Source organism: Melioribacteraceae bacterium, from assembly GCA_030584085.1.
Classification (GTDB): domain Bacteria; phylum Bacteroidota; class Ignavibacteria; order Ignavibacteriales; family Melioribacteraceae; genus SURF-28.
Genome location: CP129490.1, coordinates 2308597 through 2323065, shown reverse-complemented (window position 1 = coordinate 2323065; position 14469 = coordinate 2308597). Strand labels below are relative to the sequence as shown.

Sequence of the window (14469 nt, the reverse complement as noted above, 5' to 3'; positions counted from 1 at the left end):
TTTTTAGAATATTAATGCAAGTATGGAATCTGTAATTACCGGCATAAAGCAACAAAAAATGCTAGAAGAGCTGCTTACAGTTTGTAAGGAGCATCTTCCGGTGGTTAATGAATCATTAATCGCAAAAGCATTCCAATTAAGCTACGAATCACACAAAAATGATTTTAGAGCTTCCGGTGAACCATATTTCAATCATCCCTACGAAGTTGCATTAATTGTAGCTAAAGAAATTCCATTAGACGATGTTTCTGTAATCGCTGCATTGCTTCATGATGTGGTTGAAGATACAGAAATTGGTTTACAATTTTTGAGCAAAGAATTTGGTAAAGAAGTAGCCGATATCGTTGATGGTGTTACAAAAATTGGCGGTGTTTTTAAGGGTCAGGATATATCTCAAGCTGAAAATTATCGCAAACTTCTTCTATCAATGGTAAAAGATGTTAGAGTTATTTTAGTAAAATTTGCCGATAGGCTACACAATATAAGAACACTCGAATTCGTAAATCCACAAAAACAAAGAAGAATTGCAAAAGAAACTCTCGAAATTTATGCTCCCTTTGCTCATAGATTCGGATTGGGCCGTGTTAAGTGGGAGTTGGAAGACCAAGCATTTAAATACTTAAACAAAGAAGCCTATGCAGACTTAGCCAAAAAAGTAAATGAGAAAAGAAGAGAACGAGAAGCATATATTGCAAAATTTTCAAAACCGATTGAAGAAAAATTAAAAGCTCACAATCTAAAATTTTCGATTGGTGGAAGAGCAAAACATCTTTATAGTATTTATCGAAAAATGATAAATCAGCAGAAATCATTTGAAGAAATTTATGATCTATTTGCGGTAAGAATTATTCTTGAAAACGAAGATCCCAATGAATGTTACTATGTACTGGGGATAATTAATCAACACTACAAACCAATTCAAGATCGTTTTAAAGATTTTATTTCGATTCCGAAGAAAAACAATTATCAGTCTATACATAATACCGTGATTGGTCCTGATGGCAGGTTGGTTGAGATTCAAATTAGAACACGCAAGATGCATGAAATTGCAGAGAAAGGTGTTGCTGCTCACTGGAAATACAAAGAAAATCTAATTTCAGATGATACGGAATTAGAGGAATGGGTTAACTGGGTTAGAGATATTTTTGAAAATTCTACGAAAGATGAAGCAACAAAAGAAATTCTTGCCAGCTTTAGATTGAATCTTTACCAAGATGAAATTTACATCTTTACTCCAAAAGGTGAATTAAAAAGATTGCCGATTGATTCAACCCCTGTAGATTTTGCTTTTGAAATTCATACAAAAGTCGGTAATCATTGTATTGGTGCAAAATTAAATGGAAAAATTGTTCCACTCGATACAATTCTTCATTCCGGTGATCAAGTTGAAATTATCACTTCAAAAAATCAGCATCCGAATAAAAGCTGGCTTCAATTTGTTAAAACTCATAAAGCAAAATCCGCAGTTAGAAGATATTTGAATAAGGAAGAGGACAAACTTGTAGAACAAGGAAAAGAGATTTGGGATAAAAAAGCCAAAAAACACAAAAAGAATTTATCGATCGACGAAATTAATCGACTCGCACATAAATTGCGTTATGATAACCCTCGTCAACTATTTAAGGATATAGCTATTGGCAAACAAAATCCTGATGATATTTTAAACCCAGTTCAAGAAAGCGGAGAAGAAGAATCGAATGAATTGTTTTTTGATACATTTGTTGAACAAGCTAGAGGTGTATCGGGGGGTAATGTTGTAGTTGAAGGAGAACATAAAGGAATTCAACATAGCTATGCTAAATGCTGTAATCCAATTCCCGGCGATCCAATAATTGGTTTTATTACTACGGGGGAAGGAATAAAAATTCACAGGAAGGATTGTATTAATATTATTCAAATGTCTAAAAGTCAACCGGATAAATTAGTACCTGTCAATTGGCCCAGATCAAATGGATCGATGTTCGTGGCCGGAATTGATATTCACGGTGAAGATATGCCGGGAATTCTAAAAGACATTTCGAACATAATAACTACATACAAAAACACTAATATAAAATCAGTTAATATTTCTACAGGTGATTCGATGTTTCATGGCACAATTTCAGTCTTTATTTCAGATCTGGAACATCTAAATAAAATAATTGAAAGATTGAAAAAGAATAGGGGAATCTATTCCGTAGAACGATTTGAAATCTCAAACTAATGATTACAAAAGAAGAAAGAATCCTTGCCATAGATTTTGGTACAAAAAGAATTGGATTAGCTTTAACCGATCCACTAAAAATGTTTGCAATCCCATTTCAGACAATTCCCAACGATACTAAAACCTTACAGTTCATATTGAATTTAATAAAAGAAAAAAATGTAGTTACAGTAATACTTGGCAATCCGGTAAGTGAAGACGGAAATGATACTAAACTCACATCATTGATAATTAAATTCAAGAATGAGCTTGAATTAAAATCCGGATTACAAATTGAAATGTTTGACGAACGTTATTCATCCACAATAGCATCACAAAGAATTTTGGAAACCGTATCATCAAAAAAGAAGCGTAGAGACAAGTCACTAATTGATAAAAACGCCGCTGCTGTAATCCTAGAAGATTATTTAAACCACACAAAATAATATGCGAATAATCGACAAATAATAATTGACATTTTTGCCCTTAAAAGGTATTTTCGAATAAAAATAAACCAATAATTGGGAGCACACCAATGACATTAGACGCACTAGGAATGATCGAGACCAAAGGATTAGTCGGAGCAGTTGAAGCTGCCGATGCCATGGTAAAAGCCGCAAAAGTTGAATTGATTGGAAAAGAAACAATCGGCGGCGGATATGTAACTGTTATGGTAAGAGGTGATGTAGGAGCAGTAAAAGCTGCTACAGATGCCGGCGCAGCAGCAGCTCAAAGAGTAGGAGAGTTGGTTTCTGTTCACGTCATTCCGCGCCCTCACTCTGATGTTGAACTTATTATACCGAAACGTTCAAAGTAATTTAGATTATGCATCTCGCACTAGGATTAATTGAAACCAAAGGTTTGGTTGGTGCTATTGAAGCAGCAGACGCTATGTGTAAAGCTGCTAATGTAAAACTTGTGAGCAAAGAAAAAGTCACCGGCGCATTGATTGTTATTAAGATTGTCGGTGAGGTTGCCGCGGTCAAATCAGCCGTTGATGCCGGAAGCGCGGCAGCTCAAAGAAGTGGTCAACTTGTTTCTTCCCACGTTATTCCTAGACCCGATGATCAAATTGAATCAATAGTTTATGAAAAGGATTTAGAGCCTGTTAAAAAGAAAGAAAAAGCTACTCCAAAAGTTGAAGAAGTTGAAATAGAAGACGATGAATTAACTTTAACTGATGAATTAGATGATGAAGTTGAAGAAATTGATATTGAAGAAAAGGATGAGATTGACGAAACCTTAACGGAAGAAGAAACTGATGAACCAGAGGATCAATTTGATTTTGGTGTTCAAGAAGAGACGGGAGATATTCCTGCAAAATCTGAGTTGCAAAAGTTGAACGTTCACGAATTAAGAAAATTGGCCAGAAGTTTCGAATCTTTTCCAATTAAAGGAAGAGACATATCCAAAGCAAATCGACAGGAACTGATAGATCATTTTGATTCGTTGCGGTAAATAAATTTCAATGTATCTTTTTTTTTGAACTCCACTCTATGTGGAGTTTTTTTATATTTAGACTATAAATATAGCATGCCTTTTTTAAGCGTTTTTACACTTTTTGATTTATTGTGATTTATTGCTCTAACTTCATACAATACAACGACTTACATATACTTTTTCTTATGATCTGTTTTTACTTGTTTTACTAATTTTTGTTACTTATTTTGTTACTCATTCGTTACTCGACTAATTAGAGGTGAAAAAATGAGAGTGATTGAGAGACAAAAAGTTTTAAAAGATGGTACCATTTCTTACTACTTAGATATTACCGAAACAAACAAAAACATTCCAACACCAACAGCCGAATTGAAAAGAAAGGATCCTGATAGATATAGGGAGCTCTTTAAGCTCAGGTATAAAAGACGGTATGAATTTTTGAATAAGTATATCTACAAATGGATGACAAAAGAAAAAAAAGCAGAAATTAAAAGCGAAGTCCGAGCGATTAGGATTAAGAGAGAACAAGAATTAAATAATGAATTGAACGGAATATCTACAAAGGATAATTCAAAATCTTTCCTCCAATACTTTACTACCTATACAAGCAATCTTAAGGTTAAGGATAATGTTGGTGTCCAAAAGAAAGAAAGAGAGAAGCCGAAAACTACCCATAAGAATTATGAATCTACTTTAGGATGGTTAACCGATTTTATTAAAGTAGCCTATAAAGATCAGTTGATAAAAATCCGAGATGTTAACCGCGACTTTGTTAAAAACTTTGTAGCCTTTCTGAGTGCACAAAAATTACATCGCAATACGGTGCACATGTATTACAGCAAACTTAACAGGGTATTGAATGAGTTAGTCCTGGAGGGTTATATTACAGAAAATCCAAGTAAATATTTGGGTCGAGTTGATAAACCAAAAGCACCAAGTAAGTCAAATAAAAAGCTAGAGTCAAAATTAAAATTTCTTGATGAAGATGAATTGAAGCAATTAATTGAAAAACCATTCACCCGAAAAGAAATAAGAGATGCATTTTTATTTTCTTGTTTTACCGGATTAAGATGGTGCGATGTGGAGGCACTTAAGTGGAAAAATATTCGCGATGGTAGATTTAATATGACAATCCAAAAAACCGAAACAGAAAACTTTGATGCGCCTCTAGGTGATTCAGCACTTGAAATATTAAATATGAGATTGCCTTTAAATGTGAAACCGCTTCCGGATAGAAAGGTTTTTGATCTTCCAACTCTTCCAACTGTAAACACTCAATTAAAAAAATGGGCTAAAGCTGCAAAAGTTAATAAAGAGTTATCATTCCATTACGGCCGTCATACCTTTGGAACCAGTTTAGCTAGGATAGTTGATAAGCGGGCTGAAATAATACAAGAATTGATGTGTCATAAGAAATACGAGACTTCTTTAAAATATATCCATGTTACTGATCAAGAAAGAAAAAAGGCTATTTCAAAATTGCCAAAATATGATTTAGGTGGTTAAACAGAATCGCACCATTTAAATGGGGAACGCTGCAAGGCTGCAATTAAGTGAGCACATGAGAGGATTTCCTAGTCCTCTCGAAAGATCGAGCCTTAGAAGCGATTTAAAAGCGAAATTTGATTTGAGATTATTGACTTAAGAAAAAAGAATTGGTATTAAATTTTATTGTTGACACTGTGTCAAAAGATTTTTATTATTGAAATGAGATATGGGAAAAGTTAATTCAAAATATTACACTGTCAGAGATTTTGCAAATCACAAGGGATTATCAAGACAAACTATTTACAATTGGATTCAGAATAATAAGCTTGAAGTTAATCGAGATTATATCAGACTGTCGGATGGGTCGATTGCAATAATTATGAATGAAAGAACAAAATCAATGTAATCTATTTTTTTGCTTAATTATTTGACACAGTGTCAAGTAATGAATATAAGTTTTCTTCTATGGGATGTAATAAATATAATTTAACAAAAACAAATGGAGGCTTTATGTCAACAAGTATTGAAACACAAAACACGTTAATTACTGAAAACAATTTAGATCCTGCAAAAATTAAAGACCTGCAGCGTGATAACTTTTGTGCTATTGAACAATTAGAAAATGTAAACAATACTCTATTAGCACTCAGAAGTCATTTAGCACATTTAAGCAATGAATTTGGATTTGAAAATATTTTCGATTTTACACCTTTTGAAGTTTCTGAAAGCCGAATTCATAATGTTATTGATTATCTAGAAACGGGAGAACTCAAAGAAGAGATAAAAATCAATGCTTAAGTTGAAAAATAACGAAAGAGGGTGAGATATGAGAGCACAACTAAAAAGAGTAAACACAGCAAGGAAACAATATAACTTTCTATATGAACCAAAAGACCGGGATATACTTCAAAGTCCGTCTTTAACTCATGCAGCTAAAAGAAATAAAAGACATAAAGCAATAATGAAAAAACCTGCTGAGATATTAGGTGAGAGATTAAGAATAAAAAATGAAATTGCTAGGGAAAACGATTTCCTTAATTTTGTTGAATCACTATTGAACAGGCAAGAGTTTTCACCAAGTCCAAAAGACATATTTGAACATGATTTAACAAAAGCAGAGATTATTAATTTTCAAAAAATGGCTTTTCAAAAAGTGAATGGTATTGAGTGCAAAATTTCAAATGGTTATAATGCCAGAATAAAAGGAAAGTCAATAAGTGAAGCGTATCAAGAAGCATTACACCAAGTATTATTACAAAGGAGAACTTTATCAGAGATAGAAAAAGAAATCGATAAAATCCGACATCAAACTTTTAGCATGTTACTAACATATATCGATGATACGATAAAAGAAATGTTTGTTGAAGAGGTTAAAATATAGCTTTACATTTTCACCTTAAATATTAATTAACTGTTTTTTGTGCTGAAATAAACATTATGACCGGATAAGTAACAGAGGGGTAACAGCATTGAGAGAATTACCAATAAAAAAAATGTTATTAATAATTTTACTCTAAAAAAATACTTATCTATTTTCTTGTGTTGATATTTTTTAACGAAAGGTTATACAATTTCCCATGCTACCAAGAATAATTTTATATAGCTCGTTTGAATCTTCCGGAAGAAATTCCGGTGCTGCGGGAAACAGCATAACCGAGATTCAGACGGGCTTTTTTATTTGGTGGTGTTATGAAAAATCAAACTTTTGAATTCAGCGTAAGTAAGATAAGAAAGCACTTAGAGCAGTTAAAAAAAGATTCGGATAAACTAGCTTATGTTTATTGGTTAAAACGTGAAATTGGAAAACGAAACATTGATGATATAATTAAAGAACATGAGGTTAATAATAATCGTGTTGACGATGAAGCCAACAGCCTTTACAGATCATACAAATTGTGTATTAATGAAATTGAGTATTATGAAAAAAAACTTCCTGATTTAAAACAGCAGCTTGATAATAAAATTAATTTCGATGGTAAGATTAAAGATTTTGCTTTTATTATGGATAGGTTAATCAGTGGTGGTTACATTAAAAAAGACTTAAAAATGCTAGCTAGTCATTTCACGATTCAGGGTGATAATGTAAATAATAAAGATATATCGGATGCCATGAGCAAAATCAGACTCAATACTGAGGGTGCAATGCCAACAGAAAAAATGGAGAATTTATTTAAGTAAAACCATTCGATTTTTTTCGATTTTTTTCGACTAACACTCCTTAAAAATACATCTTATTTTTTCGCTAGAAATCACAATAAAAAATGATGGAGCGAAAAAATGCCAAACCAAAAAGAAAGCTTCTTAACAGTTGATGAAGTTTCACAACTTCTAAGAATCCAGAAAAGTACAGTTTACAAAAAGTGCTTCCTAAAAGAAATCCCTCATTATAAAATTGGGTCGCGAACTTTATTTAAAGAATCCGAGCTCATGGATCAAGTCAACGGTAATCGAGTTTCCACAAACTCAGAAATCGAAGCTAAAGCAGCGGGTTATTAAGATGGCTAAAGATCCTGCTTTCCTTTTATACTATCAAGATTTTATAGTTGGTACAACTTTCCTTTCAAATGAGCAAGTCGGAGCGCATACCAGAATACTATGTCATCTAGCTGATAAATACTCATTACCTGAAAAAGATATGATCGTGATATGTCAATCACAAGATGTTTGGGATGCCATTAAGGATAAATATGTAAAGGATAAGGATGGAAAATTTTATAACAAGCGATTAAGAGAAGAAGTAATAAAACGCAAAAAATATGCTGAAAGTAGAAGGAAGAACAGAACTAAACAAGAAGATATGAATAACACATCAAAAACATATGATCCACATATGGAAAATGGAGATGTAATTGAAAATGGAGATGTAATTATTAATAAAGTTTTTAAAGAAAATGAAATTCATTCTCTTCAAAAATTCGTTTCTGAAAACTTACCGAATGTTTCAAAACTCGAAAAACAATTAACGCTTGATGAATGCAAAAAACTTTTAAAAGATTATTCTGAAGAAAAAGTAAAGGATAAACTTTTAGCAATGGAAAACCATGTAAACACAAAAAAGAAAAAATATGTAAGTACATATCTTACTGTTTTGACATGGTTAAAAAAAGATGGTGAATTAAATCAAACAAATTGGGAAAAGCGAAATGGTCATGGAAGCCGAAGCGAAAATGGGTCAGTCTTTGACGGAACTGATGAGCTCTGATGAGCTGCTTGAATCTTGTGTTCCGGAAATAAAAAATTTGCCTGAATATTATCGGGAAAAATCTTTTGATAACTTCATTCCGTTTGATGAAGAAACGAGAAAGAAATTAAACTCATGCAAAAAGTTTGCTGCAGGTAATACGGATAAAAAATCATTGGTATTGTTTGGAACAGTCGGTTCCGGAAAAACTCATCTAGCGATTTCAATTCTTAAAAAACAAAAACCACGCTATATGAATGCTTATCGTATCAAATCAGTTTTAGAAGAGGAGGACGGAAAATTAATAGCGGTGGTAAGATCAACAAAATGTTTATTTCTACCTGCTGAAGATTTCTTCCAGGAATTAAATGGATCGGTCGCTCGTTTTGAAAGTAAGTCATACGCGGTTAAAAAATATTTGGGATTTGATGTTGTTTTGTTGGACGATCTTTCACCTTTGAACTTCACACCGGCACGAGCTGAGAACTTATATAGCTTGATCAATGCTTTTTACAATTCTGAAAAAGACTTTATCATAACCACAAATTTTTCACCTAAAGAATTCGATTCACTCGATCCACGAATTGGGAGCCGGTTAGCTGCGACTTGCGAAATACTAAAGTTTGATGGTGAAGATTATCGTAAAAAGGGAGCACGTTAAGCATGGGAGCACAAACAAATTATATAAAAAACAAGCTTTTTATTTGGAGCTTAAATATAAAGTGAGATATGAAAACTATAATTAATAACATAAAACAAAGATTTAACCATCTTCCGAAAGATGAAGTAACAAAAGAGATACAAATTCCGACTAGGGAACAAGGGAGCACGCTTTTAATAACTGAGTGCCTCCAAAACCTTGAACAAATTAAAACCGACTTCCAAAGGAATAAAGTATCAATTCGATCAATTAGAAAAAAAGATGCTGCAATACTTGCACAAACCATAAATAAACTAGAATCATTATTCAAAACAGGAGAATAGTATCATGGATCCACGTATAATCGAACGCTCGAAATTAATCAACGATGGAGCACTTAGCAAATTGACAAATTCCATTCGTGGTTATAACAACGCTTTGGATCAATTAAAAAAATGGTTGTCAGATAACCAAAGCAAGATCATGCCGGCCGAACTAACAAAGCAAGCTGAGGCCAAGAGAATCCAACTCAGAGCAACTTACATTCCTGAGGCAAAGCAATTCATTGAAAAATTCGCTGAAGAAAAAAAATATCAACTTAAAAAACTAGCTCAAACTCTTTACCCGTTATCGAGTTCCGAACCATCGGTCACAAAACCATCGGAACGTACTGCAGGCGAGATGCAGATCAATGCAGCAATTAACTTGGTGCAAAAAGGTGCTAAAGATAAAAAACATCTCGAAAGAATTCTGGACGAGATTCAAACAGCGATGCAATTGGGACGAGTTGATTATGTCTCAGCAATCTTTAACGAACTCAATTTTCTTGATGACATTAATTTCAAGAACGAATCAAAATTAGTTGTACTAAATCAACAATTTGAAAATGAAATCGGAGCTACAGAAAGAAGAGTATCATACACAGTTAATTGTATTGGATATTCTTTATCTAGACAATTCTTAGAAACCGTCACCATCGGAAAGGACTATGCCTTTTTGCCTATACCGATTTCTGAGGTGCATGTGTTTGATGCAAGGAAAAACAAAAGCGAAGCCGATTATCTAGGCTTTTCCGGCAGTCCAGGTTATTGGGCTACCGAATCAAATTTTTCTTAAGGAGTTAATCAATGGTTAAGAGTGAATGGAATATTCCGAAAATCGAAGATCTTCTAAGGAGGATTTACAGAGATAGATTAGAATTAGCCGCTGAGTATGTAGTCAGTGAAGCTAAACTCAGGTGTCCAGTTGATACTGGACGCTTGAGAGATTCGATCAACTATCAAGTTGAATTTGAGGGTAATAAAATGACGGCCTCAATTGGTACGAATGTGACTTATGGAGTCTATGTAGAGCTCGGGACTCATAAAGTTGGTGCTAGGCCATATTTAAGACCGGCTTTATTGGAAAACATACCCAATATTAAAAAAATTCTTGGAGCTAAATAAAATGGACGAACTAGCAAAAATAAAAGTAATGATTGAGGGTGATGTCACTCAATTGAGAAAAGAAATTAACGACACTAAAAACAAAATTGATCGAGACGCTTCAAACATGGGTCGGTCATTCGGAAGTAAATTTAAAAGCGCATTGATTGCCGGTGCAGGTGTCTTAAGTTTTGCAAAGCTTTTTAATTTTTCATTACAGGCAAAAAATGCAGCACGAGACTTTGAAGAAATACGATCTAAGTTCAAGGTCGTTTTTGGTGATATGTCCGACAACGTCGAACAATGGGCAAAAGATTTAGGAAAAAGTGTTGGAAGATCAAACGCTGATCTTCTTAAATGGTTAGGCACTCTTCAAGATACGTTTGTTCCTCTAGGGTTTGCACGAGATAAAGCCTCTGAGTTCTCAAAAGAGTTGACAAAATTAGCAATTGATGTTGCTTCTTTTAGTAATGCTGCGGATGATGATGTCTTACGAGACTTTACCTCAGCATTGGTAGGAAATACTGAAACTGTCCGTAAATATGGTGTTGTAATCACTGAGGCAAATGTAAAAGAAGAGGCCTATAGTTCCGGCCTTGCGAAACTTGGTCAAGAGTTAAGCAATGCAGCTAAAGTACAAGCGCGAATGAATTTGATAATGAAAGGTACAACAGATGCGCATGGTGATGCAATTAGAACGGCCGGTTCCCTTGCAAATCAAGAAAAACGATTGAGGGCCGAATTTGATAATACACTTGTGACTATTGGAAATGGTTTAGTTCCTGCTTTCAATGAATTAATTAAGGCCGGTGTCGGATGGTTAAGAATTGCACAAAAGATTTTAGGAATACAGCAGCAATACAATACCACAATCGAAGCACAAGACGAATTCTTTAAAAATCTGATCAATACCACACGCGAATATAGAGAAGAGGAACTGAAATTATTACAAACTCAATTAGCCGCGACTATGGGTGAAATTGCTAGAATTCAATTGAGTTTATCCACAAGAAATAATTCAGCAGGCGGCTTGATTCAATGGTTGTTTGGTGATAGTAAAGAGCTTAAAGAAAAATCGAAACAATTAGAAATGTTATCTTCAGCACTAAAGACACAAATTAACCAGATAGTTAATTTTGATAAAGAACTTGCTAAGCGAAATAATAAAGATGGAACTAGTGATCTTGGCGGTGGGATAGATTCAGACAAGCAAAAAGATGCTTTTAAAAAGATGTTTGAAGATTTGAAATTTCTTGCAGACGGTTATTCAGAATATAGAAAAAAGTTGATTGATGAAGAGTATCAATCTATGTTGAAATTGACAGGTGACACTGTAAACGCTGAACGATGGAAAAATGAACAGCTAGCACAATTAGCTGAGGAACGAAAAGCCTTTCTAACTGATCCACTAGAAGAAAGTATGAACAGTGAATTTTCCTTTATGGATGGTTTGATTGAAAAAGACGAAGAGAGAGCACAAAAACGATTAGAACAAGAATTAGCCTTAGCAGAAGTGCGAAGAGCAATCGAAGAAGAAGATAAAGAAAATCGGGAACGTGCATTAGGTACTCTCTTAAACGAAAGTAATTCCATCGGTAGTAATTTAATGAATGCCTTTGATCTAGCTGGGGATTCATTCATCGGTAAAATGATGAATGCTCTTAGTGTAGTTCAAAGCATTGTTTCAATATTGCAAAGTGCCGCTGCTATTTCTGCAGCAATTTCCGGACTTACTAATCCACTAGGATTTTTAACCGGCTTTATTGTTCCTGGTGCTCATGCCGGTGGAAATTTTGTAGGAACACCAAGCGGGATTAAAAAAATGTCAACCGGTGGATCGTTTATAGTTCCCAAAGGATTTCCAAACGATTCATATCCTTTGATGGTCGAATCAGGTGAGAGGGTATCTGTTACACCTGCGAGTCAAGTTTTAAATAACGATCGACTTTTAAATCAAGTTGTAGGTAGGCTAGATGTTCTTAATATGCAAATGGTCGATATGCAATATCAAAAACAAAAAATTGAGGGTAACATAAATGTTTACGGTCATCTTGACGGACGGGATATGTTCATCCAGAATAAAAAGAATGGTCGGGTTTACAATCGCACGACATAATAAAAAAGAAGGGTGTCTAAAATGTTGACTGAAGATAATAAAAAAATGATGTACCAAAGTTTGGTGACAGCTAGAGGTTATATTTCATTGGGTATTAAAATTCTCGATAAATTACCGGAAGATCCATCAGGTCCGAAAGTAAAAGCGGAATTAAAAGAACTTATTGAAAATATCGGTAATGCTAATAAAGATTTGAGACAAGTTTTTCATCTGATTGAAATTACATATTTACCACTTATGGAATATCGCAAAGACACAATCTTTGAAAAAGTGAGCAGTTTTTTAAGCAATATTTTTAGAAAAATTCAGAAAAATTAAGATAATTCGCAATATTATTAAATTTTATGCAGCATTTACGACAGAGCACGAGAGAAAAAAGGCAAATTTAAGAGTTTTTTGATGGGTCATTTCTTACCTGCGTGGACACCTAAAAAGTGCATTTTGATGCAACAAAGGCGATATTTACCTTTTGAGCGATAAATGCACTTTTATTTTATTTAAAATGAGAATTGGCGAAGTGTGTCGATTTGCGCCATTCTAAAGTACGAAAACATTCGTATTTCATTCCTGGTATCTTCAAAAGCTGAGGGTTGAGTTTGAAAGACACGCGAATATTTCAACTTACGAACGAGTTACTAGAAGAGAGTGACGACGAAGCGATAAGATGTTTTCTCAGGGATATATTTCTCATTCGAGAATACTTTCAATCAGAGTTAACGGGTGATCTTGCCTATGGTCAAAAGTATAAGTTCCGAGTTGCATTAAGTGAAAAATATAACACGAGTATTAAAACTGTAGAGGCTGCTATATTCGGGACGAAGCGGGCAAAGGTAAGAAACAAAATTGTAAATGAAATTAAAAAAGAAATTAGAAAAGAGTCTCGATTAGGTAAATGAATTGACCTCAATAACCATTTCCGAAAGTTGATAATAATCGTTAAATTTAATCAGTAACTTAAGAGAAAGCTAATTTTTTGTTACTCATTTGTTACTTTATACTCATAAAATTTTGATAAAATTTGCGTTTTTAGCTCGTAAAGGCAATATTTAGGGGTCGGAAAAAACTGGTAAATATTTAGACTATGACTAAAAAGATTATTACAACAGTTTTCATTATATCCTTCTCTATCATGCTTTGGATATTTGTTTCGTTTTCGGGAGAATATTTCTATTCGGTGAAACTTCCTTTGAGCTTTACTGAGATCCCTCAAGGAATGGCTGTTTCAAATTATTCTACTAAGGAAGTTTCATTATCTTTAAAAGGTCAAGGGTGGCAGCTCGCTCAACTTTCACTTGGTTCACAATCTGAATTTATTATTAACGTCGAAGAGAAAATCGGTGAACATAAGATTTTAGTTAGAAACGCGATGGATCAAAATCGTTGGCTTTCATCGGCTGTCCAGATAAACGAATTTTCCCCAAATGAAATTCGATATAGGCTTGAAGAGATTGCCGAAAAAAAAGTTGAAGTTGTTCCTGATCTCTCGCTCAATTTTAAAGATGGATTCGGCTTAGTTGCTGATATCATCGTTCAACCCGATTCGATTGTAATTAGCGGACCAAAGAGCTTGGTTCAAGGCGTCGGTTTCGTTAGTACGGAACAAAAATCTCTGAACAACATAGATAATAGTGAGACTGAGAGTGTTTCATTATCAACAATTGATAATATAAATTTTTCCGAAGAAAATGTATTAGTGACTTTCGATGTTCAAAAAATTGTTGATAAAGAATTCCAAGATATACCTATTGAGATAATAAATATTCCGCCATCAAAAAACCTTACAATCTATCCTGAGAAAGTGAATGTAATTTTGCGCGGCGGAATTAATCTGCTTGGTAGATTAAATAAAGAAGAAATAAAAGTAACTATTGGATTTGATCAGGCAATTAAGGATTCACTTGGTTATCTAATCCCGAATGTAATCGCACCGGAATTCACAAAATTTGTTGATACAGTTCCAAATAGATTAGAATATATTATTCAGCAGCTTTAAAAAGT

At 33.8% G+C, this 14469-nt stretch carries 19 protein-coding genes; all 19 read left to right on the top strand.

The annotated features are described in order from the left end of the window. The first annotated feature begins 22 nt into the window (after positions 1 to 22). Positions 23 to 2203: a bifunctional (p)ppGpp synthetase/guanosine-3',5'-bis(diphosphate) 3'-pyrophosphohydrolase gene (locus tag QY331_10585; GenBank protein WKZ68400.1), complete on the top strand. Its 2181-nt coding sequence runs from the start codon at positions 23 to 25 to the stop codon at positions 2201 to 2203. Continuing rightward, positions 2203 to 2628 carry a Holliday junction resolvase RuvX gene (gene ruvX, locus QY331_10580; GenBank protein ID WKZ68399.1) on the top strand — a complete coding sequence of 142 codons (426 nt, stop codon included), beginning with the start codon at positions 2203 to 2205 and terminating at the stop codon, positions 2626 to 2628. Before QY331_10585 ends, ruvX begins: the two co-directional genes overlap by 1 nt. An 89-nt stretch (positions 2629 to 2717) precedes the next feature. Then, positions 2718 to 2999 (top strand): ethanolamine utilization microcompartment protein EutM, encoded by a 282-nt coding sequence (gene eutM, locus QY331_10575; GenBank protein WKZ68398.1) that lies wholly within the window; start codon positions 2718 to 2720, stop codon positions 2997 to 2999. 8 nt (positions 3000 to 3007) lie between these two features. Further along, complete coding sequence (locus QY331_10570) at positions 3008 to 3640, top strand: BMC domain-containing protein (GenBank protein ID WKZ68397.1); 633 nt, start codon at positions 3008 to 3010, stop codon at positions 3638 to 3640. Between the two features lie 249 nt (positions 3641 to 3889). Further along, positions 3890 to 5128, top strand: coding sequence for a site-specific integrase (locus tag QY331_10565; GenBank protein ID WKZ68396.1), 1239 nt, complete (start codon positions 3890 to 3892; stop codon positions 5126 to 5128). Positions 5129 to 5336: 208 nt separating this feature from the next. Continuing rightward, positions 5337 to 5516 carry a helix-turn-helix domain-containing protein gene (locus QY331_10560; GenBank protein ID WKZ68395.1) on the top strand — a complete coding sequence of 60 codons (180 nt, stop codon included), beginning with the start codon at positions 5337 to 5339 and terminating at the stop codon, positions 5514 to 5516. Between the two features lie 104 nt (positions 5517 to 5620). Then, entirely contained in the window at positions 5621 to 5908 is a 288-nt protein-coding gene (locus QY331_10555; GenBank protein ID WKZ68394.1) for a hypothetical protein, read from the top strand. 28 nt (positions 5909 to 5936) lie between these two features. Next, the gene (locus QY331_10550) at positions 5937 to 6491 is read left to right on the top strand and encodes a hypothetical protein (GenBank protein WKZ68393.1); all 555 of its coding nucleotides are present in this window, start codon (positions 5937 to 5939) and stop codon (positions 6489 to 6491) included. 308 nt (positions 6492 to 6799) lie between these two features. Further along, entirely contained in the window at positions 6800 to 7288 is a 489-nt protein-coding gene (locus QY331_10545; GenBank protein ID WKZ68392.1) for a hypothetical protein, read from the top strand. A 99-nt stretch (positions 7289 to 7387) separates the two neighbouring features. Next, positions 7388 to 7606: a helix-turn-helix domain-containing protein gene (locus tag QY331_10540; GenBank protein WKZ68391.1), complete on the top strand. Its 219-nt coding sequence runs from the start codon at positions 7388 to 7390 to the stop codon at positions 7604 to 7606. Between the two features lies 1 nt (position 7607). After that, on the top strand, positions 7608 to 8312 hold the full coding sequence (locus QY331_10535; GenBank protein ID WKZ68390.1) for a hypothetical protein: 705 nt from the start codon (positions 7608 to 7610) through the stop codon (positions 8310 to 8312). After that, positions 8302 to 8952, top strand: a complete 651-nt coding sequence (locus QY331_10530; GenBank protein ID WKZ68389.1) for a DnaA/Hda family protein — start codon at positions 8302 to 8304, stop codon at positions 8950 to 8952. Before QY331_10535 ends, QY331_10530 begins: the two co-directional genes overlap by 11 nt. Positions 8953 to 9020: 68 nt before the next feature. Further along, positions 9021 to 9275: a hypothetical protein gene (locus tag QY331_10525; GenBank protein ID WKZ68388.1), complete on the top strand. Its 255-nt coding sequence runs from the start codon at positions 9021 to 9023 to the stop codon at positions 9273 to 9275. A gap of 4 nt (positions 9276 to 9279) precedes the next feature. Continuing rightward, positions 9280 to 10047 (top strand): hypothetical protein, encoded by a 768-nt coding sequence (locus QY331_10520; GenBank protein ID WKZ68387.1) that lies wholly within the window; start codon positions 9280 to 9282, stop codon positions 10045 to 10047. A gap of 11 nt (positions 10048 to 10058) precedes the next feature. Next, positions 10059 to 10376: an HK97 gp10 family phage protein gene (locus QY331_10515; protein WKZ68386.1), complete on the top strand. Its 318-nt coding sequence runs from the start codon at positions 10059 to 10061 to the stop codon at positions 10374 to 10376. A 1-nt stretch (position 10377) separates the two neighbouring features. Beyond that, positions 10378 to 12471 (top strand): hypothetical protein, encoded by a 2094-nt coding sequence (locus QY331_10510; protein WKZ68385.1) that lies wholly within the window; start codon positions 10378 to 10380, stop codon positions 12469 to 12471. Positions 12472 to 12492: 21 nt separating this feature from the next. Beyond that, positions 12493 to 12789 carry a hypothetical protein gene (locus QY331_10505; GenBank protein ID WKZ68384.1) on the top strand — a complete coding sequence of 99 codons (297 nt, stop codon included), beginning with the start codon at positions 12493 to 12495 and terminating at the stop codon, positions 12787 to 12789. A gap of 278 nt (positions 12790 to 13067) precedes the next feature. After that, a complete protein-coding gene (locus tag QY331_10500; protein WKZ68383.1) occupies positions 13068 to 13367 on the top strand; it encodes a hypothetical protein in 300 nt (99 codons plus the stop codon). Between the two features lie 185 nt (positions 13368 to 13552). Continuing rightward, positions 13553 to 14464, top strand: a complete 912-nt coding sequence (locus QY331_10495) for a YbbR-like domain-containing protein (protein ID WKZ68382.1) — start codon at positions 13553 to 13555, stop codon at positions 14462 to 14464. Positions 14465 to 14469 lie beyond the last annotated feature (5 nt).

Coding starts and splice junctions, on each gene's coding strand:
- QY331_10520 (WKZ68387.1), top strand. CDS start 9,280: ATGGATCCACGTATAATCGAACGCTCGAAATTAATCAACGATGGAGCA.
- ruvX (WKZ68399.1), top strand. CDS start 2,203: ATGATTACAAAAGAAGAAAGAATCCTTGCCATAGATTTTGGTACAAAA.
- QY331_10515 (WKZ68386.1), top strand. CDS start 10,059: ATGGTTAAGAGTGAATGGAATATTCCGAAAATCGAAGATCTTCTAAGG.
- QY331_10560 (WKZ68395.1), top strand. CDS start 5,337: ATGGGAAAAGTTAATTCAAAATATTACACTGTCAGAGATTTTGCAAAT.
- QY331_10585 (WKZ68400.1), top strand. CDS start 23: ATGGAATCTGTAATTACCGGCATAAAGCAACAAAAAATGCTAGAAGAG.
- QY331_10525 (WKZ68388.1), top strand. CDS start 9,021: ATGAAAACTATAATTAATAACATAAAACAAAGATTTAACCATCTTCCG.
- QY331_10550 (WKZ68393.1), top strand. CDS start 5,937: ATGAGAGCACAACTAAAAAGAGTAAACACAGCAAGGAAACAATATAAC.
- QY331_10510 (WKZ68385.1), top strand. CDS start 10,378: ATGGACGAACTAGCAAAAATAAAAGTAATGATTGAGGGTGATGTCACT.
- QY331_10570 (WKZ68397.1), top strand. CDS start 3,008: ATGCATCTCGCACTAGGATTAATTGAAACCAAAGGTTTGGTTGGTGCT.
- QY331_10530 (WKZ68389.1), top strand. CDS start 8,302: ATGAGCTCTGATGAGCTGCTTGAATCTTGTGTTCCGGAAATAAAAAAT.
- QY331_10540 (WKZ68391.1), top strand. CDS start 7,388: ATGCCAAACCAAAAAGAAAGCTTCTTAACAGTTGATGAAGTTTCACAA.
- QY331_10555 (WKZ68394.1), top strand. CDS start 5,621: ATGTCAACAAGTATTGAAACACAAAACACGTTAATTACTGAAAACAAT.
- QY331_10565 (WKZ68396.1), top strand. CDS start 3,890: ATGAGAGTGATTGAGAGACAAAAAGTTTTAAAAGATGGTACCATTTCT.
- eutM (WKZ68398.1), top strand. CDS start 2,718: ATGACATTAGACGCACTAGGAATGATCGAGACCAAAGGATTAGTCGGA.
- QY331_10545 (WKZ68392.1), top strand. CDS start 6,800: ATGAAAAATCAAACTTTTGAATTCAGCGTAAGTAAGATAAGAAAGCAC.
- QY331_10505 (WKZ68384.1), top strand. CDS start 12,493: ATGTTGACTGAAGATAATAAAAAAATGATGTACCAAAGTTTGGTGACA.
- QY331_10535 (WKZ68390.1), top strand. CDS start 7,608: ATGGCTAAAGATCCTGCTTTCCTTTTATACTATCAAGATTTTATAGTT.
- QY331_10495 (WKZ68382.1), top strand. CDS start 13,553: ATGACTAAAAAGATTATTACAACAGTTTTCATTATATCCTTCTCTATC.